A 23,688-nucleotide genomic window follows, 5' to 3' on the forward strand; every position below is an offset into this window, starting at 1 on the left:
TCGCAGCCTCGCCAAAGCTCGACAGCTCCCACACTCGACCAGCGTCCAATCAGTTATCGACGTTTCAGCCGCGCTCGCCAGCCAGCCACTCCAGCTGGACTTCGTGCTGGCCACGGTCATCGGTCACGAAGATCGTGCCTTCGCTGATCATCACGTCCCACTTGATCACCCGTGGCATGTCCTTGGCCAGGACTTCCAGGATTTCCTGGGGTACGGCGGCGATGCTCACGTTTTTCAGGTTTTTCGCCACCGGCACCACTTTGCCTTCCCAGACGCGCAAGCTGCCGTAGGCCAGCAAGGTGGTGCGTTCGGTGCGGCGCGAACACCAGGTCAGGCGGTCCGCGTCCGGCTGGCCGACTTCGATCCAGTGCAGGACGCGATCATCCAGGCTTTTTTCCCACAATGCCGGCTCGTCTACATCTGACAGGCCACGACCAAAAGACAACTGCTCGTTGTAGAAAAGGGCGTAGGCCAGCAAACGCACGGTCATGCGCTCTTCGGTTTCCGAAGGATGGCGGGCAATGGTCTGCTTGACGCTCTCGTACACCGAACGGTCAAGGTCGGTGAGGTTGAGTTCAAACTTGTAGGTCGTGGACGGCTGGGCCATGAACGGACTTCTAGAGACAGGGAAAGGCGGCAAGTCTAACCGATGGCGAGGTGATTCAACGAATCCTGCGCTGCATCATCCTTATCACTGCGCCACTCGCCTATGTTAAAAGGCATCACATCCCCGTACCGCGCCTGAAAGGATCCTCATGTCGTTTACCGCCAAACCGCTTGCCGGCCTGAAAGTCATCGAACTCGGCACCCTGATTGCCGGCCCGTTCGCGTCCCGCATCTGCGCCGAGTTCGGCGCCGAGGTGGTCAAGGTCGAATCCCCGGACGGCGGCGACCCGTTGCGCAAGTGGCGCAAGCTGTATGAGGGCACCTCGCTGTGGTGGTTTGTGCAGGCGCGCAACAAAAAATCCCTGACCCTGAACCTGAAACACCCGGACGGCCTGGCGATCCTCAAGCAGCTGTTGGCGGATGCAGACATCCTGATCGAGAATTTTCGCCCTGGCGTGCTGGAAAAGCTCGGCCTGGGCTGGGAAACCTTGCATGCCCTGAACCCGGAACTGGTGATGGTGCGCCTCTCGGGTTTTGGCCAAACCGGGCCGATGAAGGATCAGCCCGGGTTTGGCGCGGTGGGCGAGTCGATGGGCGGCCTGCGCTACATCACCGGTTTCGAGGACCGCCCTCCGGTGCGCACCGGGATTTCCATTGGCGACTCGATCGCGGCGTTGTGGGCGGTAATTGGGGCGCTGATGGCCTTGCGTCATCGCGAAGTGAATGGCGGGCTCGGCCAGGTCGTGGATGTGGCGCTGTATGAGGCGATATTCGCGATGATGGAGAGCATGATCCCGGAGTTCGACGTTTTCGGCTTTATCCGCGAGCGCACCGGTAACATCATGCCCGGCATCACGCCCTCCTCGATCCACACCAGCGCCGATGGCAAACATGTGCAGATCGGCGCCAATGGCGATGCGATCTTCAAGCGCTTCATGTCGGCCATTGGTCGGGACGACCTGGCCAACGACCCGGCCCTGGCCAGCAACGATGGCCGCGACAGCCGTCGAGATGAGTTGTATGGGGTGATTGATCGCTGGGTCAATTCGCTGCCGCTGGAGCAGGTGGTCGAACAATTGAACAAGGCCGAAGTGCCCGCCAGCCGCATCTACAGCGCCGAAGACATGTTGGGAGACCCGCAGTTTCTCGCCCGCGAGATGTTCCTCAAGGCGCAGCTCCCCGGCGGCAAGGACTTCAAGATGCCGGGCATCGTGCCCAAACTGTCGGACACGCCGGGCAGTTGTGAGTGGGTCGGCCCGCAGTTGGGTGAGCACAACAGCGTGCTGCTCAACGAACTGGGCTACGACACGGCCGCCATTACGCGCCTGCGCGAGGATGGCGCGATCTGATGGCCCGGCGCTTCATCATTCGACTCTGCGTCCTCGGTTCATTGCTCGGGGGGTGGCCGCTGTCGAGCCACGCCGACGACACCTTGATCTGGCTATTGCGTGACCTGCCGCCGGTGACGATTTTCGAGGGCCCGCAAAAAGGCCAGGGTGCCCTCGACCAACTGCTGCCGATACTCGCCGAGCACATGCCGGAGTATCGGCACCAGATCCTCCACGTGAACCGTGCGCGCGGCATGCAAATGCTCCGCGACCCGAGCACACTGACCTGCGACCCGTCCCTGTTGTGGACCGCAGAACGCGCGAAAACCATTGTGTTTTCCGCCCAGGCCTTTGCGACTGTGAGCAATGGCGTGACGATCCGCCAGAGTCAGCGGGCGGCGCTGGCGCCGTTTGTAGAGGGTGGCCTGTTTGACCTGGAGGCGTTTTTGAGTGCCCGGGATGCGCGCCTTGGCGTCATCGCCGAACGCAGCTATGGCGCCATCATCGATGAAGCGCTGAAGCACGCCAGTGCCCACAAGCTGGCACCGCACTACGGCAATGATGCCCTCGGCAGCCTGCTGCAGATGCAACGAAAGGGTCGGCTGGAGGCGGTACTGGGTTACTGGACCGAAGTTCGCTATCAAGCATTGCAACAGGGCATCGATCCACAGGACCTGGTCTTCTACCCCATCAAAGGCACCCCGCCCTATCAACTGACCCGGATTGCCTGCACTGACACCCCGGCGGGCCGCGAGGCCATCGAGCGGATCAACCAGGTGCTGCGCGAGATCCCGCAGGAGCAACTGCGACAGTCCTACGCCTCATGGCTCGACCCGGTCATGCGTGAGCAATACCTCAACGGCAACCCGACGTTTTTCCAGGATGTCCCCGCCCCATGACAAATCGCAGGCAAAAAGAAACCCCGAGCAGTGGGGAGACAACTCGGGGTTAATAAGGGCCTACAAAGACCAGTAACAACGAGCGACAAGCACCGGAGCACAATGCTTGATCTCGCTGTTACAAAATCTGACTCACCTTGCCGTAGGAAGGTTCCCAACAAAAATAAATCTTCATGCGCAGACAATGGGCCGGGTCAGGGCCGCATTGCGCAAGGCCGCTATGACCGAGGGTTCCAGGCGTCCTTCGGCAATCATCAGGTCGCGGTGCAAACAGTCCACCACATCCACCAACGCACGCTTATCGGTCAATTGGGCCTGGTCGACTTCGCGTTCGACCACAATCGCACCGGCTGGATTCTTTACGGTCACAAGGCATTCGCCCTGCACACCCGAGGTGGTCAGCGTGACCTGGTAAGGGCTCAGTGCTTCACCGAGCAATAGGCTGATACTTTCCATCTCGATCACCACTCAATAGTTCGGGAACAATCGTGTAAACGGGAGCTGCATCTATCCTAAGTGACTATTTGTCTCGTAGGAAAGTTCGCTTTTTCGTCTTTCAAGGGTTGCCGGGGATGACGTGTCCAGCATGCGCTTGCAACATGACAAGCAAAAAACGGCGGCACATAACTGCTTACTCAATGGGCCGCTGTTTTGGCGCTGATGCCGAGGGTGAATCCTATACTCGGTGGGTGCTGGTCACGCTGTCATGCAGGCAATAGTGAAGCTCAAAAGGCCCCTAACTTTCGAAGGATGAAGACGATGCTGGAACACAACCAAGAGCAGGCTGCATTGGAAAAGATTCACGCCGACATATCACGCATCTATGCAGAGCAACGCAAACTCAACGCTGAAGCGCACAAGATCACCCGCGAAAATTTCTGGTACCCCATGGGCATCGTCCTCGGCATGTTTACCGCTATCGGCACCATAATGGCCCTGGCGCACAAACTACTGGCGTAAACCATCGCGCCAGCCGGGCCTGCCTGAAACGAAAAGCGCCGTTGTCCCAAGGAAGGGAAGGCGGCGTTTTTGCATAACTGTAAAACCGTACCGCCAATTCATCTCCCGCGTTAACAGGCTAGAATCCCCGAATTACCCCGGGAGCCTGTATTGAAAGAAGCGTCTGAAAAACCATTGCGCATCGTCCTCGCCGACGACCATCCGATTTTCCTCATCGGCCTGCGGGCGGTCCTGGAGCGTGACGAACGGCTAACCATCGTCGGTGAGGCCAATTCTCCCCAGGCCCTCGGCGAGCTGCTGCAACACTGTGCCTGTGACGTAGTGGTCACCGACTTCATGATGCCCGCCGAGCCCCAGGCCGACGGCTTGCGCCTGATTGAACAACTGCGCCGGCATCACCCGGCGCTGCCCATCGTGGTGGTGACCATGCTCAATAACGCCGGGTTGTTTCACGCCATCCTGGAGTTGGGCGTCATGGGTTTGCTGAGCAAGGCCAGTCTGGCGGACGAATTGCCGGAGGCGATCCGTCAGGTGCGCCAGCAGCGACGTTATGTGGCCCAGACCATCAGTCAGTCACTGAACCTGGCAGGCGTCGAGCGCGTGCACTCTCAGGATCAACTGTCACCCCGTGAGCTGGAAGTCATCCGCCTGCTGGCCGGCGGTTTGACGGTAGGCGAGATTGCCGCAAATCTGCACCGCAGCAAGCAGACCGTCAGCGCACAGAAAGTCAGCGCCATGCGCAAGCTGGGCCTGAGCAACGACGCCGCGCTGTTTATCTATGTGCAGGAACACGGACTGGCCTAGCCTGAAACGCGATCCACTGTTTCAGCGCCTCGCCGTCCATGGGCCGGGCGATGTAGCAGCCTTGCAACGATGCCGCGCCCAACTCACTCACCGCGTGATAATCGGCAGCGCTTTCAACCCCGGTCACCACCACACCGACGCCCAAGCGCCTGGCCATGCTCATGGCGCCAGCAACCACTGCCGCCTTGCGATCATCCTTGGCCATCCCGCTGGCAAACGTCGGGGGTATTTTCAGCTCGCTGAAGGGCAGTTCCAGCAAGCGTTGCAGGCTGGTGCCGCCCACGCCGAAATCCCCAATGGACAGCTTGCACCCCATCATCCGCACACGCAGCAAGCCGGTGACGTGGGCGCTGTCCGTCTTAAAGCGCGAGGTTTCCACCAACTCCAGGGTCAAACCATGAGCGGGCACCCCGTGAAGCTGCAGCAGGCCTTGCAGCACCTGGGAAAAGTGCGGGCGCTCCAGCATACGTCCGGGGATGTTCACCGCCACCGGCAGCACCTGGCCGCTCTCGCGCACGACGTGTGCGGCCATGCCCAGCGCCTGCTCCAACACATGCCAGGTAAATGCCTCTTCCATTCCGGCAAACTCCAGCACCGGCAGAAACGCGTCAGGCAACAGCCGTTCGCCTTCAGGCAGTTGCCAACGTGCCAGCGCTTCGACACCTTGCAACGCGCCCGCCTGGCTGACGATGGGCTGATACCAGACAGTGCCGCAACGGGCGATAGCCGCTTGGCTCACATCCGCCGAAGGCGGCAATTGCTCTATGTCGCTCAAGCCCAGCAACTGGCGCACCCGCCCCCAGGACATCACTGGCGGCCCAGGCCGCAAGCGCTCCCGGCACGCCGTCAAGACTTGCCCGATCAGCTTTGCCGACGCCGGTTTGGGCAAACAGCCGAGCACGTTAAGCCCCAGCTGGCGCGCCATGTTCGCCACACCGTCCAGCACATCCGGCTCGGCGTTGCTCAGCAGGATCAATACTTGCGCCAGACGACGCTCAGCCAGTTCGCGGATCAGTTCCAGAGCATCCCCCTGCTCCAGGTACAGATCGCAAATCGCAATGTCCACCGCGCCCTTGCTCTCCAGGGACTGGCGAGCGGCGTCGACACTTTCAGCCGTGCGTACATTGAATACGCCGTTGGCATTGAGCATCTGATGCAGGGCCATCAGCTGGAACGGGTTGTCTTCGAGGATCAGGACATTGAGGGAGCGCATGGAAAACAATACCGGGGAGAAGCGAGGGCGCGAAGACTAGCCAAAACACCGCGCTTTCCCCATAGGACATGTCCTATTTGTGCTGATTCAGATGGCCCTCAAGCTCGCACCGGAACTCGATCAATGCATCGCACAGCGCCAACCAGTGCACGTCAATTTCAGCATTGCGCTGCTCGCGAATACAGCCTTCAAGCGCCACGCAAGCCTTGGCCAACGGCAACGCATCCACCAGGCAGCAAATGCCCTTCAGGCGATGCAGCGAGGCCCCCAGCCGGGCCTGGTCGTGATCCGCCATGGCGGCGGCCAGCACCTGTTGTTCCTGCTCAAGGCTCCTCGCCAGTTCCTCCAACATCCGCTGCAAAACCGGCCCGTCGGCCTGAGTCATGGTGCGCAGCGTCTGGATACTGAACGAGCGCGAAGGCGCCACCCGGGTGAGCACCCGCGTCCAGTGCTCCAGGGTCACGGGTTTGACCAGCAGCTCATCCATTCCAGCCTCCCGGCAGCGCTGCTGTTCATCCTCAAAGGCATTGGCCGTGCACCCCACCAGCGCACTGCGCGGCCTTTGCTCCTGGGCTTCGATCCGGCGTATGGCCTCGCTCAAGGCATAGCCGGACATGCCCGGCATGTTGCAATCGGTGACCAGCACGTCAAACACCTCGTTGCGCCAACGCTGCAGGGCCGCCTCCGCCGAGTCGACGGCCACGACCTGATGGCCGAGGAACTGTAACTGTTGAACCTGCACCATCCGGTTCGCCGGCAGGTCATCCACCACCAACACCGACAGGCTGCGGCTGGCGGCCAGCGGCGCCGTACCCGGTTGCGCCGGCACGTCGTCACTGCCGACCCGGTCCAGGTACAGGTCGATGCACACCACCGTGCCCTCCCCCACAACACTGCTCAGGCTGATGCTGCCGCCCATCAACTCCACCAGTTGCTGGCAGATGCTCAAGCCCAGACCGGTCCCGCCATGCTCGGCAGCGGTCAGCGCGCTGACCTGGATAAACGGCTTGAACACCCGCGCCTGTTGTTCGATACCGATGCCGGGGCCGCTGTCTTCCACGCACAGGTGCAAGTATTCGACGCCCGCGCGGTCAAGCTTGCGGGCGACACTGACCCGAACCTCACCGTGCGGGGTGAATTTGAGCGCGTTGCCCAACAGGTTATGGATGACCTGACGCAGACGCAGCGGGTCGAACCAGTAATACCCCTGGGCGGCCGGGTCGAATGCCAGGGTCAAGTGAAGGCCCTTTTTCTGCGCCATGGTTTCAAACAGGCGCTGTATGTCCTCGAAGAAACCTTTCAACTCAGTGGGCTGCGGTGCCAGTTGCAGATGACCGGCTTCGATCTTGGCCAGATCAAGGCTGTCGCCCATCAACTCAATCAGCTCCCGTGCCGAGCGATGGGCCACCCGCAATGCTTCGGACACGGGGTTGCCTTCAGCCAGGGCACGCTCCTGTTCCAGCTCAAGCAGACCGATGATGGCGGTCATCGGTGTGCGAATCTCGTGGCTCAGGGTCGAGAGAAATGCGCTTTTTGCGTAGTTCGCTTCGTCAGCCGCCTGACGGGCGTCCATCAACTGATTCTCCAGGACCTTGCGCTCATGGATGTCGATCCAGCCACCGAGCAAACCCTGCAGTTGGCCCTTGGCATCAAAGAACGGCACCGTCCACTGATAGACATGAAAAGACCCGCCGTTGAACTCCAACTGCCGGTCGACGAACAACGACCGCTGCGTCGCCAACTGTTCCATATGGCCGGCGTGCAGACGCGCGGCCGTTGCGTCGGGCATCAGCCGGCTTTCCATCAGCGTCAGGCCCTGAATCTGCTCGCGCCGGGTATTCAGTTGTTGTTCATAACTGGTGTTGCAGGTCACCAGGCGGCCGTCCAGATCGCGCACGAACACCGGGTTGGGCATGCCATCCAGCAGCGCGCGCTTGAACGCCAACTGGTCGTTGAGCCGCTGCTCGGCCTGCAGTCGCTGGCGAATCTGACGCTTGAGCCGGCTGTTCCAGGCCAGGGACACCAGCACAAACAGCAGCGCCATGGCGACCGTCCAATAAGCCCATGGCGGCACACGCTGCCAGGCGGGCACCGGGATCGGCACGGCGCCCAGCCAACGCAGGCGCAAGGCGCTCAGCTCCGCCACCGGAAGCGCCTCCAACGCCTTGTTCAAGATGCTCAGCAGTTCGGGTTGGTCCTTGCGCACCGAGAGGCTGTTGGCCGACCACTTGCCCTCGACGCTGCGACCGATGCGCAACTCGTCGGCCGGGTAACTCTGCACTTCCACTTCACTCTGGATGGTCGCCGCCGCCACGCCACGCGTGACCCGTTCACGGGCCTGGGCGTAGTTCTCCACCGATTGCAGCGTGATCCCGGGGTGCTCGCGACGGATATACCCTTCCAGGACATGGCGCGCCGGCAACGCCAGCACCTCGCCTGACAGATCACTGAGGCTGGCCACTGGCGGCGCGTCAGCGCGTTGGATGAACACCCAGCCGGAACCCCCGAAACCATGGCTGAAATTGAGAAAGGCCCGGCGCTCCTGATTCTCGGCCAGGGTGGTGTTCATGTCTGCCCTGCCGGTTTCCAGCAGCGCCAGGGTGTGTGCCGTGGAAGACACTTCCTCCATGACGAACTGCAAGCCGGTCATGCGTGAAATGCGGTTGAGCAGGTCCACATTCAGCCCCACCCACTGGCCGTCCTTGTCCTTGAATACGTAAGGCGACAGTTGCTGGGACGCCACCACCACGTGGGGATGCTGGAGCACCCAGGCCCGCTCCGGGGCCGACAAGGCGATGCGCTCGGCGGCGATACCCACCCCGAGCCCGGTGGTCCAGCGCGCGAGGATTTCCCGGCGCACGGAGTCATCGATACTCGACAGCGCCTGGTCCATCATCGCGCCCAGCTGCGGGTCGGCCTCGCGAGTGGCGAAAGCAAAGCCAATGGGAGCCAGCCGGCTTTCCACCTTGATCTGCAAGCCGAGGTAGGGCCGCAGCGATTTGTAGGCCCGCACAATCACTTCGTTGCCGATAAACGCATCGGCATCGCCTTGCTTCAGCGCTTCCAGGCCGCTGTAGAGATTCGGTGCCAGCATGATGTGGCTGCCGGGATAAGCATGGTGCACATTCTTGACGTTGGCGTAGCCCTCCAGCAGCACCACCTTCTTGTCCTTGAGGTCTTCGTTCTGGGTGGTGTCATCCCGGCGCACGACCACTACCGAACGATCCGGCATGTAGTCTGCGGTAAAACGCAGGCCCGGCACGTCACGTTCATAACCATTGGCGCTGGTGAGAATATCAATGGCACCGGTACGCAAGGCTTCCACTGCCTGCGCCCGTTCGGCGAAACCCAATACCTGCATCGGCGCATTCAGGCGCGCGCCGATCAGACTCAGATAATCGGCGCTGATGCCCTGGTAGCGATTGCGGTCGCGAGTGATATCAATCGGCTGATAGTCATCAATCGAGATGCCCACCTTCAATGGCCGATGCGCCGCCAGCCATTGCTGCTCGCTGGACGTCAGGGGCATGGGTTCCAGGGCAATGAACGCCGGCACCAGCTTGAACGGCAGGCTGACGGCAGCCAGGCTTGCCGAACCATGGCCAAGCAACAGCACGCACATCAGCCACACACGTCCTCGGGTCGATAAACACACCGTGTTGGTTTCCTTGATTATTCTTGTTGGTCGCCGCGCAAGTATGGCTCGCCAGAATGAAAAAGCCCGTCACGAGGACGGGCTTGAGCTACCACGTAAAGCCGTTGGGTCAGAGTGGCTTGCCGCGATTGCCATGCTGGCTGACAAACGCCTGCACAGCTTTCAGGTCATTGGCCAACACGGTGCAACGCTCTTCACGTTCAAACAGGTCAGCCAGGTGCGGTGGCAATTCCAGCGCCTTGCCAACACCCGCCTTCTCCACCGCTTCCGGGAATTTGACCGGGTGCGCGGTGCCGAGGATCACCATCGGGATGTCCAGGCTGCGGCGGCATTCGCGCGCGGCCTTGACGCCAATGGCGGTGTGCGGGTCCAGCAGCTCGCCGGTCTGGGCGTAGACTTCGGCGATGGTCTCGCAGGTTTCGGCGTCGTCCACGGCCAGGGAATCGAACAGCTTGCGGGTCTCGGTCCAGCGCTCTTGCTCGACGCTGAAACCGCCGCCTTGCTTGAAGCTGTCCATCAAGCCGGCCAGGGCCGCGCCGTTGCGACCGTGCATGTCGAACAGCAGGCGTTCGAAGTTCGACGAGACCATGATGTCCATCGATGGCGACAGCGTGGCGTGCAGGGTTTCCTTGACGTACTGGTTGCCGCTCATGAAGCGGTGCAGGATGTCGTTGCGGTTGGTGGCGACGATCAACTGGTTGATCGGCAGGCCCATGTTGCGCGCCAGGTAACCGGCGAAGATGTCACCGAAGTTGCCGGTTGGCACCGAGAACGACACCGAACGCGCCGGGCCGCCCAACTGCAGGGATGCATGGAAGTAGTAGACGATCTGGGCCATGATCCGCGCCCAGTTGATCGAGTTCACCGCCACCAGGCGCGTGCCCTTGAGGAAGCTCTGGTCGGCGAAGCTGGCCTTGACCATTTCCTGGCAGTCATCGAAGTTGCCTTCGATGGCGATGTTGTGGATGTTCTCGCCGAAGATGGTGGTCATCTGGCGACGCTGCACTTCCGACACGCGGTTGTGCGGGTGCAGGATGAAGATGTCGACGTTTTCGCAATGCTTGCAACCTTCGATCGCTGCCGAGCCGGTATCACCGGAGGTGGCGCCGATGATCACCACGCGCTCGCCGCGTTTTTCCAGCACGTAATCGAGCAGGCGACCCAGCAGTTGCAGGGCGAAATCCTTGAACGCCAGGGTCGGGCCGTGGAACAGTTCCAGGACCCATTCGTTGCCGTTCAGTTGGCGCAACGGGGCGATGGCGCTGTGGGAAAACACGCCGTAGGTTTCTTCCAGGATCTTCTTGAAATCCGCATCCGGGATGCTGCCGGTGACGAACGGGCGCATGACCCGGAACGCCAGCTCGTGGTACGGCAGGCCGGCCCACGAAGCGATTTCTTCCTGGGTGAAGCGTGGCAGGTTTTCCGGCACATACAGGCCGCCGTCAGTGGCCAGACCGGCCAGCAAAACGTCTTCGAAATTCAGGGCCGGTGCCTGGCCGCGGGTGCTGATATAACGCATGACTGGCTCCTCTAGAGCATGCTTGAACAAGGGCCGCCGAACGCGTGGGGCCCTTGGCGCAAAACGATTAGTTCAGGTGTTCGACGCGAATCCGCACCACCGGCCCAACCACACCCTGCAACGCTTCAAGCGCGGCGATGGCATCGTTGATGTGCTGTTCCAGCACGCGGTGGGTCAGCAGGATCATGGGCACCAGGCCGTCTTGTTCTTCGACTTCCTTCTGCATGATCGATTCAATGTTGATGCCGCGCTCCGACAGGATGCTGGCCACCTGAGCGAGCACGCCCGGGTGATCCTTGGCCTGGATGCGCAGGTAGTAGGCACTTTCGCAGGCTTCGATCGGCAGGATCGGGTGGGCCGACAGCGAATCCGGCTGGAAGGCCAGGTGCGGTACGCGGTTTTCCGGGTCGCTGGTCATGGCGCGAACCACGTCCACCAGGTCGGCGATCACCGAGGAGGCTGTAGGCTCCATGCCGGCACCGGCGCCGTAGAACAGGGTCGAACCGGCAGCGTCACCGTTGACCATCACGGCGTTCATCACGCCATTGACGTTGGCGATCAGGCGGTCGGCCGGGATCAGCGTCGGGTGCACACGCAGCTCGATGCCGGCCGGGGTGCTGCGCGCCACACCGAGGTGCTTGATGCGGTAGCCCAGGGCTTCGGCGTAGTTCACGTCGGCGGTGGTCAGCTGGGTGATGCCTTCGGTGTAGGCCTTGTCGAACTGCAGCGGGATACCAAAGGCGATGGACGCCAGGATGGTCAGCTTGTGGGCCGCGTCGATGCCTTCCACGTCGAAGGTCGGGTCGGCTTCGGCGTAACCCAGGGCCTGGGCTTCAGCCAGCACGTCTTCGAAGGTACGGCCCTTCTCGCGCATTTCGGTGAGGATGAAGTTACCGGTGCCGTTGATGATGCCGGCGACCCAGTTGATGCGGTTGGCGGACAGGCCTTCACGGATCGCCTTGATCACCGGGATGCCACCGGCCACGGCCGCTTCGAACGCCACGATCACGCCCTTCTCGCGGGCCTTGGCGAAGATTTCATTACCGTGCACGGCGATCAGCGCCTTGTTGGCGGTAACCACGTGCTTGCCGTTTTCGATGGCCTTGAGCACCAGCTCGCGGGCCACGGTGTAGCCGCCCACCAGCTCGATGACGATATCGATTTCAGGGTTGGTGGCAACTTCGAAGACATCGTTGGTAATCGCAATACCGGTCGTCTGGAACTGAGGCTTTGGCGTACGCGTGGCAATTTGTGCCACTTCAATCCCACGCCCTGCACGGCGGGAAATTTCTTCAGCGTTACGCTGAAGTACGTTGAAGGTGCCGCCACCGACGGTCCCTAACCCACAGATGCCTACTTTGACCGGTTTCACTGAAGAACTCCCCATGAAACGGCCGACTCTAGGTCGGCCGTGAAAACAGCCGCACAACTGCGGCTCTCTATTAATGACCCGCCGAATGGTCGGCCGGTCATGATCGTCAAAGGCTCGACGATAGTGCTTACTTTGCGTTCAGTGCCAGTTTGGCAACTTGCGGCGCAGGCTGGTAGCCCGGAATCACCTGACCGTCAGCCAATACGATGGCCGGCGTACCGTTCACACCAATCGACTGGCCGAGGGCGAACTGCTTGGAAACCGGGTTGGCGCACTTGGCGGCCTTGATTTCCTTGCCATCGACCATCTTGTCCATGGCGGCTTTCTTGTCGGCCGAGCACCAGACGGCTTGTAACTGCTCGTCGCCAGGCGAACCCAGGCCCTGGCGCGGGAACGCCACGTAGCGCACTTCAACGCCGAGCTTGTTCAGCTCAGGCACTTCGGCGTGCAGCTTGTGGCAGTAAGGGCAAGTGGTGTCGGTGAACACAGTGATATGGGTCTTGGTCTCGCCAATGGCCGGGTACACCACGGTTTCAGCTACTGGAATGCCGTTGATCAGCTTGGACACGCCCAACCGTTCGGCTTTTTCGGTGAGGTTCACCGGCTTGCCGTCCTTCAGCTGGAACAGGTAGCCCTGGACGATGTACTGGCCATCGGCGCTGGCGTACAGCACGCGGCTGCCCTTGAGCTTGACTTCATAAAGGCCGGCCATCGGGCTGGCGTTGATGCTTTCAATCGGGGTGTCGAGCTGGAGGGCTTCCAGGCTCTTGCGGATAGTCTTCTCGGCGGCGTCGTCGGCGACGGCAAAGGTTGAGACCAACGCAATGGCTGCGATGGCAAAAATCTGGGTCAAGCGCATGGGAACTCCTGAAGGCAGATGCAGGGACGGGAGCAGGAACACCGATCTTCAAACACGGGTTTGGGCCGTCCCCTTTGCGAACCGGCAAAGCCTACCACAGTTGGGCCGCAGGGCAGCCAGTCGCGGGGAAATTGGGCTTTTTCCGGCGTGATTTTCATCCGCGGGGATGATGCTTGGCGTGCATGTCCTGCAAACGTGCCCGCGCGACATGGGTGTAGATCTGGGTGGTGGATAAGTCGCTGTGCCCCAGGAGCATTTGGACCACGCGCAAATCCGCGCCGTGGTTGAGCAAATGCGTAGCGAAGGCATGGCGCAGCGTGTGGGGCGACAGCGACTTACCGATGCCCGCGACCTTGGCCTGGTGCTTGATTCGATGCCAGAAGGTCTGGCGGGTCATTTGCTCGCCGCGCTGGCTGGGGAACAGCACATCGCTGGGGCGGCCGTTGAGCAGCTCGCTGCGGGCGTCGCGCATGTAACGTTCGATCCACACGATTGCCTCTTCGCCCATCGGCACCAGGCGCTCCTTGCTGCCCTTGCCCATCACCCGCAACACGCCCTGGCGCAGATTGACCTGTTCGAGGGTCAGGCTGATCAGCTCGGTGACACGCAGGCCGCAGGCATACAGCACTTCCAGCATGGCGCGGTCGCGCTGGCCGATGGCTTCGCTCAGGTCTGGGGCAGCGAGTAGAGCCTCCACGTCGGCTTCCGACAGGGATTTGGGCAATGGCCGACCCAGCTGTGGCATATCGATTTGCAGGGTTGGGTCGATAGCAATCAGCTTTTCCCGCAGCAGGTAGCGATAAAAGCCACGTACGCCGGAAAGAAACCGCGCAGTGGAGCGGGGTTTGTAGTTTTGCTCCAGGCGCCAGGACAGGTGGTCGAGAATCAGCTCACGACCGGCGTTGAGCAGCTCCAGGTTTTTCTCCTGCAGCCAGCCATTGAACAACGCCAGGTCGCTGCGGTACGCCTGACGGGTGTTGTCCGACAGGCCTTTTTCCAGCCAGAGGGCGTCGAGGAAGCGGTCTATCTGGGGGTGATCAATGGCAGGCATGAGAACTCAGGCTGAAAACGGTGGTGTCGATAGATCCTATCGCGACCACTCAAATCGCGGGCACAAAAAAGCAGCCCGTAGGCTGCTTTTTTCTGCATCGGGAAGCTGGACTTAAGCCAGTTTTTCCTTGATGCGAGCTGCTTTACCGGACAGGTCACGCAGGTAGTACAGCTTGGCTTTACGTACGTCACCGCGACGTTTAACGGCCATGCTGTCGATTTGCGGGCTGTAGGTCTGGAAAGTACGCTCTACGCCAACACCGTTGGAGATTTTACGAACAGTGAAAGCACTGTTCACACCACGGTTACGCTTGGCAATTACCACGCCTTCGAACGCTTGCAGACGCGAACGGTCGCCTTCCTTCACTTTCACCTGAACGACAATGGTGTCGCCCGGGGCAAAGGTAGGGATCTCTTTGGTCATCTGCTCTGCTTCGAGTGCAAGGATGATTTTGTTAGTCATGCTGTGCTCCTAAGGTAAGTCGTCGGACCTACCATCGATACGTTGTTAACTATCGTCCCGCGCGAGGATGTATTCCTCGAGCAGCTTCTTCTCTTCTCCAGAAAGCGAGCGGCTTTCCAGAAGATCGGCGCGTCGTTCATAGGTCCGCCCGAGGGACTGCTGTAAACGCCAACGCCGGATGTGTGCGTGATTGCCACTTAGCAATACGTCGGGAACACGCTGATCCGCATACACCTCCGGTCGGGTGTAGTGCGGGCAATCCAGCAAACCATCCGTGAAGGAATCTTCCTCCGCGGAGTCCGCATGCCCTAAAGCTCCAGGCAGCAGTCGTGTAACCGCATCTATCAGGACCATCGCCGGCAGCTCGCCGCCAGACAGGACATAGTCCCCAATCGACCACTCTTCATCGACATGAGCATCAATAAAACGCTCGTCAATGCCTTCATAGCGACCGGCAATCAGGATTAATGCTTCCAGATTCGCCAACTCGCGTACCGCCGACTGATTCAGCTGACGGCCTTGAGGGGACAGGTAAATTACCTTCGCCTTCTCCCCGGCGGCTGCCTTGGCCTGAACCAATGCATCTTCCAGGGGCTTGATCTTCATCACCATGCCCGGGCCACCGCCAAATGGGCGATCGTCCACAGTGTGATGTCGATCCGTCGTGTAGTCTCGCGGGTTCCAACAGGTAAGCTGCAAGAGCCCCTGTTTCACCGCCCGACTGGTGATGCCGTACTCGCTGATGGCGGAAAACATCTCGGGAAACAAACTGATCACTTCAACGCGCAGGTTAGCCACGTTAGAAGTCCGCGTCCCATTCCACCTTCATCTCGCCCGCTGCCAGGTCGACGGCCAACACGCATTGCTCGGTATAGGGCAACAGGCGTTCGCGATCATCCAGGCTGCCAGCGCAAGGCTTGACCACCATTACATCATTGGCGCCGGTTTCCAGAAGATGATCGATTTTCCCGAGCAGTTGCCCGAGTTGATCAATAACCTTCAGACCTTCCAGCTGGTACCAGTAGTACTCGCCGTCGGTCAATTCAGGGAACAGGTTGCGCGGCACGCAGATCTCATAACCGGCCAGAAGACGAGCTTCCTCACGATCATCAAGACCCTTGAGCTTTGCGACCAGGAACTTGTCGCTCCCGCGTCCACTGACCAGCTCTACCTGCTTCACACTACCTTCGCGCTTGAGCGTCCAGGTCTTGTACTGCAACAGGTTTTCAGTCGGATCAGTAAAGGAATACACCTTCACTTCGCCGCGAACGCCATGAACAGAATAAATCTTGCCGATAACGATCAAATCATCAGCAACCGCTGGCGTCGCGTTCATATTGCTCAGGCCGCAGCCTTAGATGCATCCTTCAACAACTGAGCAACGCGCTCAGAAGGTTGTGCACCAACGCTCAGCCAGTAGGCTACGCGCTCTTGGTTCACGGACAGACGGACTTCTTGACCACGAGCGATCGGGTTGAAGAAGCCTACTTGTTCCTTGTGAGAGCCGTCACGTGGGTTGCGGCTGTCAGTTACGGTCAAGTGGTAAAACGGGCGCTTTTTGGAGCCGCCAAGGGCAAGACGGATTGTTAGCATGTGAACATCGTTCCTGTAGTCGGTGCTGCAAATCTAAATGCACAGCGGGCATAGGTGCCCGAAAGGCCGCATATTCTAAGGAATATCCGGACTTTTGCAAATGTCTTTTTCTGGCGCCTATCAGCGTGCCATTCAGATCTGCTATAGAGCCGTCGGTTAAAACGGCAAGTCAGCTCCCGCCAACGGCGGGTTTGCTGGAGATCCCACATCCCTGTGGGTCGGAGCAAAAGCGGGCTTTTGCTCGAATTCTTTACATCTTCGGCATGCCGCCGCCGGGCAACATACCGCCCATGCCGCGCATCATCTTGGCCATTCCGCCTTTTGCGGAGAATTTCTTCATCATCTTCTGCATCTGCTTGTGCTGCTTGATCAAGCGACCGATGTCCTGCACCTGAGTGCCGGAACCCATGGCGATCCGACGCTTGCGCGAACCGCTGATCAGCTCAGGGTCGCGGCGCTCGGCCGGGGTCATGGAGTTGATGATGGCTTCCATCTGCTTGAATTGCTTCTCTGCCGCGCCCTGGGCGTTGCCCATTTGCGCCAGGTTCACGCCACCGATGTTCGGCAGCTTGTCCATGAGGCCGCCAAGGCCGCCCATGTTCTTCATCTGTTGCAGCTGGTCGCGGAAGTCTTCGAGGTCGAAGCCCTTGCCCTTCTTCAGCTTCTTGGCCAGTTTGTCGGCCTTGTCCTTGTCGAGGGTAGCTTCGGCTTGCTCGATCAGGCTGAGTACGTCGCCCATGCCGAGGATACGCGAGGCGATCCGCTCAGGGTGGAACGGTTCGAGCGCTTCGCTCTTCTCGCCCATACCGATGAACTTGATCGGCTTGCCGGTAATCGCACGGACCGACAACGCGGCGCCGCCACGGGCGTCGCCGTCGACCTTGGTCAGGATCACACCGGTCAGCGGCAACGCATCACCAAAGGCCTTGGCGGTGTTGGCCGCATCCTGGCCGGTCATGGCGTCGACCACGAACAGGGTTTCTACCGGGTTGATCGCGGCATGCAGCGCCTTGATCTCGCCCATCATCTCTTCATCGATGTGCAGGCGACCGGCGGTATCGACGATGACCACGTCGATGAATTTAAGCTTGGCTTCTTTAATAGCTGCCTGGGCAATGTCGACCGGCTTCTGGCTCAGGTCGGACGGGAAGAAGGTCACACCCACTTCGCCCGCCAGCATTTCCAGCTGTTTAATCGCGGCCGGACGGTAAACGTCCGCAGACACCACCATCACCGACTTCTTCTTGCGCTCTTTAAGGAAGCGCGCCAGTTTGCCGGCGGTGGTGGTCTTGCCCGCACCTTGCAGGCCGGCCATCAGCACCACGGCCGGCGGCACGGCGCTGAGGTTCAAATCTTCGTTGGCCGCGCCCATCAGGCTTTCGAGTTCGGCCTGGACGATCTTCACAAACGCCTGGCCCGGGGTCAGGCTGCGGGACACTTCGGTGCCCACCGCGCGCTCTTTGACCGAGTTGACGAAGTCCTTCACCACCGGCAAGGCGACGTCGGCTTCCAGCAACGCCATGCGCACTTCACGCAGGGTGTCTTTAATATTGTCCTCGGTCAGCTTGGCCTTGCCGGTGACATGGCGCAGCGTCTGCGAGAGACGGTCAGTCAGATTTTCAAACATGCGCGATCCTTTCAGGCCCTATTCATCGAAATGCATTGGTAGACCGAGGTAATGGCGGCCCAGGCTGTGGTAAATCGCTATTAAAAACAGCGCTCGGCGAGCCTGCGGCGTGGGCAGGTCGCGGATTATAGCGAAGACTGCCGCCATGCACACCCGCTGTCTGGCCTGAGAGTCTTTCGTGTTACGCAGGTGTATGCCAAACTCAGCGCCTTTCGGGCCTGCTTAACAGGATTTATGCTCCCTTTGTCACCCAGTTTGCTACCCAGCCTCGCCGCCGCCATCTTGTATGCCGCTGCGACCCTCTATCAGGGCACTCGTCTGGCCCAAGGCGCCAAGGCCGACAAACGCCTGTTGGTAGGCCTTGGCGTTCTCGCCCTGCTGGCTCACGCCGCCAGCCTGTTCACGCATTTGATGACGCCGGTGGGCCTGGGCCTGGATTTCTTCAGCGCCGCCAGCCTGATCGCCGCCGCCGTGATCGCGCTGACCCTGATGGCCTGCTACCGGATCCCGGTGGAGAACCTGCTGGTGCTGTTGTTCCCCCTCGGCATGCTGACGGTGCTGCTGGCGCAATTCACCCCGACCGGCACCGTGCAGGTCATTGACGAAGAGCCGGGCATCCTCGCCCACATCCTGCTGTCGATCCTCGCCTACGGCATGTTCACCATCGCGGTGTTCCAGGCCTTGCTGCTGCTGTTGCAAGACCACCAGCTCAAGCACAAGCACCCGTCCGGGCTGATCAAGAACTTCCCGCCGCTGCAAACCATGGAAAGCCTGTTGTTTGGCTTCCTCTGGGCCGGCTGGACGTTGTTGTCGCTGTCGCTGATTTCCGGCTGGCTGTTCGTCGAGAACCTGTTCGCCCAGCACCTGGTGCACAAAACCCTGCTGGCGTGCCTGGCCTGGGTGGTGTTCAGCGTGCTGCTGTGGGGCCGCAACCGCCTCGGCTGGCGCGGGCACAAGGCGATCCGCTGGACCCTGGCCGGTTTCTGCCTGCTGATGCTGGCCTATTTCGGCAGCAAGCTGGTTCGCGAATACATCCTGCATATCTGACGGGCAGCCGACATGGACAACTTGCCCCTGGGGCCGATGCTTGCGGTAGTAGCCTTGCTGGTTTTATGGTCGGCGCTGTTTACCGCCATCGAAGCCGCCCAGCAACATTTGCTGGCCCTGCGCCCCGGCACCCGCCAGGGTGACAAAGCCGCCGCCCGCCTGAATTTCCCGCGCAACAGCCTGATCCTGTGCAACACCCTGTGCCGTGCGGTGGTGGTGATTCTCTGCACCTTGCTGGCGATCTACGCCTGGGCGGAAAACGGCCCGTGGCTCGGCTGGGTGATCTCCAGTGCCGTCCTGTTGGTGCTGGCCGACTACCTGCCCCGCGCCTTGGCCACTCGCCACCCGCAAACCATCCTCGGCTTTGGCAACACTCTGCTGAGCGTGCCGCTGAAAATCCTTTACCCGCTGGCCTGGCTGCTCAACGGCGTCAGCCTGATGCTGCTGCGCCCGTTCGCCCGCAAGGCCGGCGTGGTCAAGAAGAGCGACGAGCCACAGCCGGACCAGGACGACGAGCCGGAAGCCGAAATCCCCAATAGCCGCGCGCCCGGCATGCCAGGCATCCATGCGCTGGACAACATCACCGTCAACGACATCCTGGTGCCCCGCAGCGAAGTGGACGGCATCAACCTGGATGATCCGGTCGAGGAAATCATCGAGCAACTGCGGGTTTCCACGCGCACCCGGTTGCCGGTATTCCACAGCGATATCAACCAGGTCGAAGCCGTGCTCAACACGCGGCAGATTCGCCACCTGCTGCCCGACGCCAGCCTGACCAAGGAAGCGCTGCTGGCGGCCTGCCACGAGCCCTACTTCGTCCCGGAAAGCACGCCGCTGCAGTTGCAATTGCTGAACTTCCACAAGCAACAGCGCCGCCTGGGCATGGTGGTGGATGAATACGGCGAAGTGCTGGGCATCGTGACCCTGGAAGACATTCTTGAAGAAATCGTCGGTGAATTCGAAAGCGAGCACCACCTCGACAACCCCCACATCCAGCCGCAACTGGATGGTCGCTACGTGATCGACGGCGCCGCCTCAATCCGTGACTTGAACAAAACCCTCGGCTGGCACCTGCCCAGCGACGGGCCCAAGACCCTCAACGGCCTGGTGACCGAAGCGCTGGAAACCATCCCGGATTGCGCCGTGTGCCTGAAAATCGGCCGCTATCGCCTGGAAATCCTCGAAACCGAGGACAACCGCGTGGCCAAGGTGCTGATCTGGCACACCAGCACGGTGCCGGTCGCCGCTTAAGCCCCTTGTTGGATCCGCAAACCCCTTCCTATAATCGGGGCGGCTTACCCAAGCCCCGCCCGACCGCGTGCTACCCGCACTGAGCGTGTCCAGGCACCGCTTTACCGTGTCTGACCGGTGTTTGCTCCCATCCCGAGCCGCCCCGCGCACACCCCTGATCCATGGGTGTTCGACCAATAATAATCCGCGTCCAAACGCGCAATGACCGTCAGGGATACCTCCATGAGCACCACCTATAACGAGGCGGCGACCGCTGCCCCGACCAATTCGACGGCCCGGGTCGCCACCGCGAGCATCATCGGCACCGCCATCGAGTTCTACGACTTCTATATCTACGCGACCGCCGCGGCGCTGGTGATCGGCCCGGTGTTCTTCCCGCAAACCTCCGGCACGGCGCAGATGCTGGCTTCGTTCCTGACCTTCGGTATCGCGTTTATCGCGCGGCCGCTGGGTTCGGCGCTGTTCGGCCACTTTGGCGACCGGATCGGCCGCAAGTCCACACTGGTTGCGTCCCTGCTGCTGATGGGCGTGTGCACCACCCTGATCGGCTTGCTCCCCGGGTACGACAGCATCGGGGCGTGGGCGCCGATCCTGCTCTGCGTGCTGCGTTTTGGCCAAGGCCTCGGGCTAGGCGGCGAATGGGGCGGCGCAGCATTGCTGGCCACCGAGAACGCACCGAAGGGCAAACGCGCCTGGTTCGGCATGTTCCCGCAACTGGGGCCGTCGATTGGCTTTCTGGCGGCCAACGGGCTGTTCCTGATCCTGGCCATGAGCCTGAGCGACGAGCAGTTCCGTAGCTGGGGTTGGCGCATTCCGTTCATCCTCAGCGCGGCACTGGTGATGGTGGGCCTGTATGCGCGGCTCAAACTGCATGAAACGCCGGTGTTCGCGAATGCCGTGGCCAAAGAAGCGCCGGTGAAGGTGCCGCTGGTGGAGCTGTTCAGCCAGCACTGGCTGCCGGTGCTGCTGGGCGCGGCGTCGATGGTGGTGTGTTATGCGCTGTTCTATATCACCACCGCGTTTTCCTTGAGCTACGGTGTGTCCACGCTGGGCTATAGCCGTGAAACCTTCCTCGGGTTGCTGTGCTTCGCGGTGCTGTTCATGGGTGCGGCGACGCCACTGGCGGCGTGGGCAAGCGACCGTTACGGGCGTAAGCCGGTGCTGATTGTGGGGGCGATCCTGACCATCCTCTCCGGCTTCACCATGGAACCGTTGCTGACCCACGGTTCAACCTGGGCCGTCGCATTGTTCCTGGCGCTGGAGCTGTTTTTGATGGGCGTGACGTTTGCCCCGATGGGCGCGATGCTGCCTGAACTGTTCCCGACCCGCGTGCGTTATACCGGCGCTTCGGCGGCGTATAACCTGGGTGGGATCGTGGGTGCGTCGGCGGCACCGTTCTTCGCGACCAAGCTGGTGGCGATGGGCGGTTTGAGTTATGTCGGCGGGTATGTGTCGGCGGCAGCGGTCATCAGCTTGATTGCTGTGTTGTGCCTGAAAGAGACGCGCCATAACGATTTGAACAGGGTCGCCTGATAGGCCGCTTTCGGGAGCAAGCCCCCTCCCACATTTGAATGTATTCACAAATCAAAATGTGGGAGCGGGCTTGCTCGCGAAGGGCGCGCCTCGGTTACAGCTCTACAACAACTGCCTTCGACGCACGAGTGGCTTTAGCCCGGGCAGCCTCAATCGACTCATCCCGTGCCAGTGCCACGCCCATGCGGCGCTGACCGTTCACTTCCGGCTTGCCAAACAGGCGCAACGCCGTATCCGGCTCGCTCAAGGCTGCACCCAGGTTGGCAAACGCTGTCTGGGTCGACTGCCCTTCCACCAGGATGACCGCCGAGGCCGACGGCCCGAACTGACGGATCAACGGGATCGGCAGGCCGAGAATTGCCCGTGCATGCAGGGCAAACTGCGACAAGTCCTGGGAAATCAGGGTCACCAGGCCGGTGTCATGCGGGCGTGGCGAGACTTCGCTGAACCACACTTGATCGCCTTTGATGAACAGCTCAACGCCAAACAGACCACGGCCACCCAAGGCCTCGGTCACCGCTTTGGCAACACGCTCGGATTCGGCCAGGGCAATCGGGCTCATGGCCTGTGGCTGCCAGGATTCCTGGTAGTCGCCCTTCTCCTGACGGTGGCCGACAGGCGCACAGAAGGTGGTGCCGCCGATGTGGCGCACGGTCAGCAGGGTGATTTCGTAGTCGAAGTCGATAAAGCCTTCGATGATCACGCGCCCCTTGCCGGCACGGCCGCCTTCCTGGGCGTAGTCCCAGGCTTTGCGCACGTCATCAGCGCTGCGCAGCAGGCTCTGACCCTTGCCCGACGAACTCATCACCGGCTTGACCACACACGGGAAGCCCAGGTCGGTGACGGCCTTGCTGTAGTCCTCGAAGGTGTCAGCGAAGTGGTACGGCGAGGTCGGCAGGTCCAGCTCTTCGGCGGCCAGGCGACGGATGCCTTCGCGGTTCATGGTCAACAACGTCGCGCGGGCGGTCGGGATCACGGTGAAGCCTTCGGCTTCCAGCTCAACCAGGGTCGCGGTGGCGATCGCTTCGATTTCCGGCACGATGAAGTGCGGCTTTTCAGCTTCGATCACGGCACGCAGGGCGGCGCCATCGAGCATATTGATCACGTGGCTACGGTGCGCAACCTGCATGGCCGGCGCGTTGGCGTAGCGATCCACGGCAATCACTTCAACGCCCAGGCGTTGCAGTTCGATTACCACTTCCTTGCCCAGCTCACCGCAGCCACACAGCATTACGCGGGTCGCGGTTGGCGACAATGGAGTTCCGATTCGGGTCATCTCAGGTCCTCAGGGGAGCGGATCATGGTGGAGAAAGGCCGGCATTTTACATGAACTGTAAAGATTGGCTTCAGTTGGCGACGCGCTGCCGGCGCAAACGCCAGGCCATGGCCAGCCATACCACGGTAACGCCGGCGAACTTCGAGACCAGCGCAGTGCCCGCCACCGCAGGCGTCAGCGCGCCGATCAGGCCGAAAAAGATAAAGGTATCGAGGGGAATGCTCAGCGCCGAACTTATCCACAGGCGATCGTGGAGCGGACGCTTGGTGATGCTGAACACCAGCCAGTCGATGCACTCCGACACCGCAAACGCCGTGGCGCTGGCCAGGGCGATGGATGGATCGGACGTGATGTAGGACAGCACCAGCGCCGCCAGCATGGCGATGATCGCGCCATGGCCGAAGCGGGTTTGCACCATGTCCCGCAATACAAACACCAAGCCGCCCCAGGCAGACCAGATGACGTCCAGGTGCGGGGCGGTGGAAAAGGCAAAGTTGATCAGCACGACACTGCTGATGTAGGCAATCAGGAAGAACATGGGGCGAGGGACCTGTGAACAAGGGCCACAGGGTACTGCACAACCCATCAATGTGGCGAGGGAGCTTGCTCCCTCACCACATTAAGTGCAGCCCT

The 23,688-nt window shown here is 61.0% G+C and carries 22 protein-coding genes; 7 read left to right on the plus strand and 15 right to left on the minus strand.

Annotated features, from left to right (window positions below):
* Positions 1 to 64: 64 nt before the first annotated feature.
* Positions 65 to 607, minus strand: a complete 543-nt coding sequence (locus tag JFV30_RS01575) for a YaeQ family protein (protein ID WP_003209567.1) — start codon at positions 605 to 607, stop codon at positions 65 to 67.
* Positions 608 to 755: 148 nt separating this feature from the next.
* Between JFV30_RS01575 and JFV30_RS01580 the strand changes: the two genes are divergently transcribed.
* Together JFV30_RS01580 and JFV30_RS01585 are read left to right on the plus strand one after the other, a co-directional pair.
* Complete coding sequence (locus JFV30_RS01580) at positions 756 to 1,955, plus strand: CaiB/BaiF CoA transferase family protein (protein ID WP_201121609.1); 1,200 nt, start codon at positions 756 to 758, stop codon at positions 1,953 to 1,955.
* Positions 1,955 to 2,833 carry a TIGR02285 family protein gene (locus tag JFV30_RS01585; protein ID WP_201121610.1) on the plus strand — a complete coding sequence of 293 codons (879 nt, stop codon included), beginning with the start codon at positions 1,955 to 1,957 and terminating at the stop codon, positions 2,831 to 2,833. Before JFV30_RS01580 ends, JFV30_RS01585 begins: the two co-directional genes overlap by 1 nt.
* Before the next feature lie 171 nt (positions 2,834 to 3,004).
* On the opposite strand, the gene JFV30_RS01590 is transcribed toward JFV30_RS01585, so the two are convergent.
* Positions 3,005 to 3,289, minus strand: a complete 285-nt coding sequence (locus JFV30_RS01590; RefSeq protein WP_010176819.1) for a DUF3509 domain-containing protein — start codon at positions 3,287 to 3,289, stop codon at positions 3,005 to 3,007.
* A gap of 303 nt (positions 3,290 to 3,592) precedes the next feature.
* Between JFV30_RS01590 and JFV30_RS01595 the strand changes: the two genes are divergently transcribed.
* Both JFV30_RS01595 and JFV30_RS01600 read left to right on the plus strand, forming a co-directional pair.
* Positions 3,593 to 3,793 (plus strand): hypothetical protein, encoded by a 201-nt coding sequence (locus JFV30_RS01595; protein ID WP_177046462.1) that lies wholly within the window; start codon positions 3,593 to 3,595, stop codon positions 3,791 to 3,793.
* Positions 3,794 to 3,943: 150 nt separating this feature from the next.
* Positions 3,944 to 4,597, plus strand: a complete 654-nt coding sequence (locus tag JFV30_RS01600) for a response regulator transcription factor (protein ID WP_169387195.1) — start codon at positions 3,944 to 3,946, stop codon at positions 4,595 to 4,597.
* Here the strand turns inward: JFV30_RS01600 and JFV30_RS01605 are convergent.
* From JFV30_RS01605 to ffh, 11 genes are all read right to left on the minus strand, one after another.
* A complete protein-coding gene (locus JFV30_RS01605) occupies positions 4,566 to 5,810 on the minus strand; it encodes an EAL domain-containing response regulator (protein ID WP_201121611.1) in 1,245 nt (414 codons plus the stop codon). The two genes, JFV30_RS01600 and JFV30_RS01605, sit on opposite strands and share 32 nt — an antisense overlap.
* Before the next feature lie 73 nt (positions 5,811 to 5,883).
* Positions 5,884 to 9,432, minus strand: a complete 3,549-nt coding sequence (locus JFV30_RS01610) for a transporter substrate-binding domain-containing protein (protein ID WP_207201796.1) — start codon at positions 9,430 to 9,432, stop codon at positions 5,884 to 5,886.
* 142 nt (positions 9,433 to 9,574) lie between these two features.
* A complete protein-coding gene (thrC, locus tag JFV30_RS01615) occupies positions 9,575 to 10,984 on the minus strand; it encodes a threonine synthase (protein WP_169387192.1) in 1,410 nt (469 codons plus the stop codon).
* A gap of 67 nt (positions 10,985 to 11,051) precedes the next feature.
* Complete coding sequence (locus JFV30_RS01620; RefSeq protein WP_010176825.1) at positions 11,052 to 12,356, minus strand: homoserine dehydrogenase; 1,305 nt, start codon at positions 12,354 to 12,356, stop codon at positions 11,052 to 11,054.
* 127 nt (positions 12,357 to 12,483) lie between these two features.
* Positions 12,484 to 13,215, minus strand: a complete 732-nt coding sequence (dsbC, locus tag JFV30_RS01625) for a bifunctional protein-disulfide isomerase/oxidoreductase DsbC (protein ID WP_003209582.1) — start codon at positions 13,213 to 13,215, stop codon at positions 12,484 to 12,486.
* A 154-nt stretch (positions 13,216 to 13,369) separates the two neighbouring features.
* Positions 13,370 to 14,266: a site-specific tyrosine recombinase XerD gene (xerD, locus tag JFV30_RS01630; RefSeq protein WP_010176826.1), complete on the minus strand. Its 897-nt coding sequence runs from the start codon at positions 14,264 to 14,266 to the stop codon at positions 13,370 to 13,372.
* A gap of 111 nt (positions 14,267 to 14,377) precedes the next feature.
* Positions 14,378 to 14,728 carry a 50S ribosomal protein L19 gene (gene rplS / locus JFV30_RS01635; RefSeq protein WP_003175895.1) on the minus strand — a complete coding sequence of 117 codons (351 nt, stop codon included), beginning with the start codon at positions 14,726 to 14,728 and terminating at the stop codon, positions 14,378 to 14,380.
* Between the two features lie 45 nt (positions 14,729 to 14,773).
* A complete protein-coding gene (trmD, locus tag JFV30_RS01640; protein ID WP_237151084.1) occupies positions 14,774 to 15,484 on the minus strand; it encodes a tRNA (guanosine(37)-N1)-methyltransferase TrmD in 711 nt (236 codons plus the stop codon).
* Between the two features lie 43 nt (positions 15,485 to 15,527).
* The gene (rimM, locus tag JFV30_RS01645) at positions 15,528 to 16,064 is read right to left on the minus strand and encodes a ribosome maturation factor RimM (protein WP_003175898.1); all 537 of its coding nucleotides are present in this window, start codon (positions 16,062 to 16,064) and stop codon (positions 15,528 to 15,530) included.
* Positions 16,065 to 16,069: 5 nt separating this feature from the next.
* On the minus strand, positions 16,070 to 16,321 hold the full coding sequence (gene rpsP / locus JFV30_RS01650; RefSeq protein ID WP_003209587.1) for a 30S ribosomal protein S16: 252 nt from the start codon (positions 16,319 to 16,321) through the stop codon (positions 16,070 to 16,072).
* Positions 16,322 to 16,571: 250 nt separating this feature from the next.
* A complete protein-coding gene (ffh, locus tag JFV30_RS01655; RefSeq protein ID WP_003209589.1) occupies positions 16,572 to 17,948 on the minus strand; it encodes a signal recognition particle protein in 1,377 nt (458 codons plus the stop codon).
* 234 nt (positions 17,949 to 18,182) lie between these two features.
* On the opposite strand from ffh, the gene JFV30_RS01660 reads away from it, so the two are divergent.
* The 3 genes from JFV30_RS01660 to JFV30_RS01670 all read left to right on the plus strand — a co-directional run bounded on the left by JFV30_RS01660 (position 18,183) and on the right by JFV30_RS01670 (position 21,779).
* Positions 18,183 to 18,995 (plus strand): cytochrome C assembly family protein, encoded by an 813-nt coding sequence (locus JFV30_RS01660; protein WP_010176828.1) that lies wholly within the window; start codon positions 18,183 to 18,185, stop codon positions 18,993 to 18,995.
* Positions 18,996 to 19,007: 12 nt separating this feature from the next.
* Positions 19,008 to 20,246 (plus strand): transporter associated domain-containing protein, encoded by a 1,239-nt coding sequence (locus tag JFV30_RS01665; RefSeq protein ID WP_201121613.1) that lies wholly within the window; start codon positions 19,008 to 19,010, stop codon positions 20,244 to 20,246.
* Positions 20,247 to 20,468: 222 nt separating this feature from the next.
* Entirely contained in the window at positions 20,469 to 21,779 is a 1,311-nt protein-coding gene (locus JFV30_RS01670; protein WP_201121614.1) for an MFS transporter, read from the plus strand.
* Positions 21,780 to 21,873: 94 nt separating this feature from the next.
* On the opposite strand, the gene purT is transcribed toward JFV30_RS01670, so the two are convergent.
* A complete protein-coding gene (purT, locus tag JFV30_RS01675; protein ID WP_177083579.1) occupies positions 21,874 to 23,055 on the minus strand; it encodes a formate-dependent phosphoribosylglycinamide formyltransferase in 1,182 nt (393 codons plus the stop codon).
* 70 nt (positions 23,056 to 23,125) lie between these two features.
* Complete coding sequence (locus JFV30_RS01680; protein ID WP_003209599.1) at positions 23,126 to 23,593, minus strand: hypothetical protein; 468 nt, start codon at positions 23,591 to 23,593, stop codon at positions 23,126 to 23,128.
* Positions 23,594 to 23,688 lie beyond the last annotated feature (95 nt).

This window comes from Pseudomonas sp. TH32, assembly GCF_016650855.1.
Lineage (GTDB): Bacteria > Pseudomonadota > Gammaproteobacteria > Pseudomonadales > Pseudomonadaceae > Aquipseudomonas.